The 4,242-nt window shown below is 38.1% G+C and carries 3 protein-coding genes; all 3 read right to left on the bottom strand.

Features of this window, described 5'->3' with window-relative positions; translation table 11 throughout:
- Positions 1-5: 5 nt before the first annotated feature.
- Entirely contained in the window at positions 6-1,160 is a 1,155-nt protein-coding gene (ubiH, locus tag AB6N09_RS05535) for a 2-octaprenyl-6-methoxyphenyl hydroxylase (RefSeq protein WP_411131932.1), read from the bottom strand.
- A 61-nt stretch (positions 1,161-1,221) separates the two neighbouring features.
- Complete coding sequence (locus tag AB6N09_RS05530) at positions 1,222-2,238, bottom strand: Mrp/NBP35 family ATP-binding protein (protein ID WP_411131931.1); 1,017 nt, start codon at positions 2,236-2,238, stop codon at positions 1,222-1,224.
- 56 nt (positions 2,239-2,294) lie between these two features.
- Positions 2,295-4,124, bottom strand: coding sequence for a translational GTPase TypA (gene typA, locus AB6N09_RS05525; RefSeq protein ID WP_411131930.1), 1,830 nt, complete (start codon positions 4,122-4,124; stop codon positions 2,295-2,297).
- Positions 4,125-4,242 lie beyond the last annotated feature (118 nt).

Here is a 4,242-nt window from a genome sequence, read left to right as displayed (position 1 = left end):
TGTTTCTATAATCCCATAGCATGACGTATGAACTGTTTTTTGAGGAAGCTTGAATTTTCAACTACCATTAAACCAAGATTTCTCAGTACTTTAGTGCAGGATATTCTGTTGGAAAATATCCTATTTAACCCATCAGTTGTAAGCGCCATGGTAAAATTATCAAAGCATCTATCACGTGAAATTCTCTTCAGCAGATAACTACTGCCAACGTCAATGCCGGACGCTTTTGCAGTAGTTATGTGTCTTATAGCACTTTCTACGTCTCTAATTCCAAGATTAAGCCCCTGTCCTGCAACTGGATGAATCGAATGCGCTGCATCGCCAATAAGAAAAACTCTGCCTTTATGCAGCTTTTTTGCAAAAGCAAAGCTTAAAGGATAAAGTTTTCTTTCACCCTCTAATTTTATTTCTTTCAAGTAAGATCCAAATCTTTTTTTGAGTTCTGCGATAAACTCCTCTTCAGATAAGCTCATCAGCATTTTTGAAATTTCAGATTTTTCTGTCCAAACTATCGAAGAAGTATGACCACCCTTCATCGGCAGAATCGCAAATGGACCACCGGGAAAAAATCGCTCCACAGCTAAGTTTTGATGGTGCAGTTCATGTTCTACATTAAATACTATGCTACTTTGCTTATAATCAAATTTTATTACTGGTATAGAAAATAACTCCGGTAGTTTGGAGTTTTTACCTTCAGCGCAGATAAGTAGCGATGATATTAATTGCCGATTATTGTCAAGAGTAACTTCCACAAATCCCGCATCAAAAGCGATTGTTTTATAAGAATGCGGAGAGTATATATTCAGTTTATTCAAAAAATTATTGTTGATTGCACTCCATATGGTAGCGTTATTGATAACATAGCCCATTGGCTCTTCACCGACCATTTTATGATCATAATGCACAGTAACCGGACTATTTCCATCTAGTATGGATATATCAAGTATCGGTTCAGCTTTGCTCTCTATGAACTGCCAAATCCCTAATTTTTCCAGTATTTTTTTTGACCCCTGAGAAATAGCAAATGCTCGATTGTCATCAATTACGCGCGGTAGGCTATTTTTCTCAATCACAGCTACAGATACAGAGCCATTACTTAGGCCAATAGCAGTAATAAGACCAAGCAACCCGCCTCCTGAAATGATTACATCATAATTCATTCTATTCATGCTAACCATGAAATTACATTTTATCTGTTTTAAAAATAGTTTAATATAGTCTTTACAGACTATTTAAAAAAGACTCAACATCCTTAGCAATGTCTTCATAAATCCCTGCTAAATCTTCACTTAGCATTAAAGGATTTCCACAATCAGAAGCATGGCATATTTGTGGATTTAAAGGAACTTTGCCTAAGAGTTTGATTCCTAATTCTTCGGACATTTTTTTTGCGCCATCTTTTCCAAATATATATATTTTTGAGTTGTCTTGAGTAAAATAGCTCATATTTTCCACGATGCCAATAATCGGCACGCTAAGCTTTGTAAACATATCGTAAATTTTACAAGCTTCGATTAAAGCAAGTTTCTGTGGAGTTGAGACTATTATCGCCCCGGTTAAGTTAAAATTCTCCATCAGACTTAAATGCACATCGCCGGTTCCAGGTGGCGTATCAACTATCAAATACTCTATATCGGACCATCTCGTTCCCATTAACAAATTGTAAAGTGCTTTCGTGATCATAGGTCCACGCCATATTGCTGCACGATCTTTATCGATAAAATAGCCGATTGAAATAGTATGCAACCCATACTTTTCTATAGGAATTGCCTTGCCATCATGTATCTTTGGCTTTAATTCCTCAGCACCAAGCATTTTGGGAATCGAAGGACCATATATATCTGCATCAACTAGTGCAACTTTGCGCTTTAATTTTGCCAATGAAAATGCGAGATTTAGTGCAACTGTAGATTTACCTACACCTCCTTTACCAGAGGCAACAACAATTATATTCTTCACTCCCTTGATATGTAGTTTAGCTCTTTGTTGTTCAGCTTGCTTCTGACCAGTAGCAACCACGGTCACCTTTCCTACTCCTGGTATAGCTTTAACAGCTTTTTCACAATTTCTTCTCAATCCTTCATTTGCTTGTGTGTTACCAGAAATCTCAAGCGCAAAACCAACATCTCTGCCCTTAATAACAATTGAGGATATTATGCCAAGATCGATTACATTTTTACCACTTTTTTGCTCTATGACTTTTTTTAAGCCCTCTCTTACAATTTTTTCGTTGATCATCAGACGCTTTTCTAAAACGCAGACAAGCCTGTCAGTAAAACCTCCATCTGTAACTTCTACTCCTTATTCTTCGCCCTTCCTGCACGTTTACGCTCATTTGGATCAAGAAATTTCTTGCGTAAACGTATAGACTTTGGGGTTACTTCCACCAATTCATCATCATCTATATATGCTATCATCTCTTCCAAAGTTATTATTTTTGGTGGAGTAAGTTTTATAGCTTCATCACTACCTGCAGCTCTTATATTTGTCAGCTGCTTGCCTTTAAGTACATTTATCTCCAAATCATTGTTGCGGCTGTGCTGACCAACAATCATACCACAATATACTTTGTCTTGTGGCTTGATAAATATAATCCCCCTGTCTTGCAAATTAAAAATTGCATACGCCACAGCCTCACCTTTATCAGTGGAAATTAATACTCCATTGCGTCTTCCAGAAATTGGACCTTTATGAGGAGCATAACTGTGAAATAAACGGTTGATGATACCAGTACCGCGAGAATCGGTTAAAAACTCCCCTTGATAACCGATTAACCCCCTTGATGGCACTAAAAATGTTAACCTTGTTCTACCATTGCCAGAAGGTCTCATATCAGTCACTTCACCTTTTCGGAAGCTGAGTTTCTCCATGATGATTCCACTATACTCATCATCTACATCGATTACCACTTCTTCTATAGGTTCAAGCTTTTTACCGTCTTCTTCTTTTAATAATACACGAGGACGCGAAACAGAAAGCTCAAAACCTTCTCTTCTCATATTTTCAATTAGAACTCCAAGCTGTAGCTCACCACGTCCACCCACTTCAAATGCCTCGCCACTGGGTGTCGGAGTCACAGTGATCGCAACATTTGTCTCAGCTTCTGCATACAAACGATCCTTTATGACAGTGGAAGTAAGCTTTGTTCCCTCTTGCCCAGCGAAAGGTGAATCATTAACGCTTATAGTAATTGCCATTGTTGTCGGATCGACCGGAGTCGAGCTTATTGCAGTTGTAACCTCTGGTGCTGCTATAGTGTCTGAAACTGAAGCTTTCTCAAGTCCTGCAATTGCTATTATATCTCCTGCTACGGCTTGCTCTACTGGAATACGTTTTAAGCCAGAAAATGAGAGTAACTTAGTCAGCCTTCCTCGCTCAACTACCTTACCATCAAGATCGAGTACCTTGAGGTCTGAATTGATTTTTGCGATTCCTTGGTAAACTTTTCCTGTCAATATCCTGCCAAGAAACTTATCAGACTCAAGTAAAGTAACCAGCATAGCGAAAGGTACACTTTGGTTGTAAATAGATGGTTTTATATAATCTATAACCGTTGAAAATAATGGGCTTAAATCTTTTCTTTCGTCAGAGAGTTCTTTAACACACCAGCCATTTCTACCAGAAGCGTACAACACTGGAAAATCAAGCTGTTCGTTAGTTGCATCAATGTTAAAAAACAATTCATATATTTCGTTCAACACTTCATCAATTCTGCTGTCTGGACGATCAACCTTATTGATTATCACAATCGGTTCCAAATCTGCTTTTAGTGCTTTTGATAACACAAACTTAGTCTGTGGCATGGGACCTTCTGCAGCGTCAACCAGCAGCAACACACCATCTGCCATGCATAGCACCCTTTCTACTTCTCCACCAAAGTCCGCGTGCCCCGGTGTATCGATAATGTTGATTTTTTCATCGCCCCACATTATTGACGTACATTTTGCAAGTATTGTAATTCCGCGTTCACGCTCTTGATCGCCACTATCCATCACTCGTTCTTGAACTTCTTGATTTTCACGAAACGTGCCACTTTGTTTTAACATGTTATCGAGTAAAGTAGTTTTGCCGTGGTCAACGTGCGCAATTATCGCAATATTACGGATCGATTTAAATTCATTCATTTCTTATCATTTCAAATTTAATTTAGTAATAAGTATACATGTAATATACTTAGAGTAAATAGACCTTTTGCATAACCATATAACAAATCTTTAGCAGCGTATGTCATACAACAGAAAC

The sequence above is a fragment of the Wolbachia endosymbiont of Tettigetta isshikii genome (genome assembly GCF_041154185.1).
GTDB lineage: Bacteria > Pseudomonadota > Alphaproteobacteria > Rickettsiales > Anaplasmataceae > Wolbachia.
This window is presented reverse-complemented; position numbering and strand designations above follow the sequence as displayed.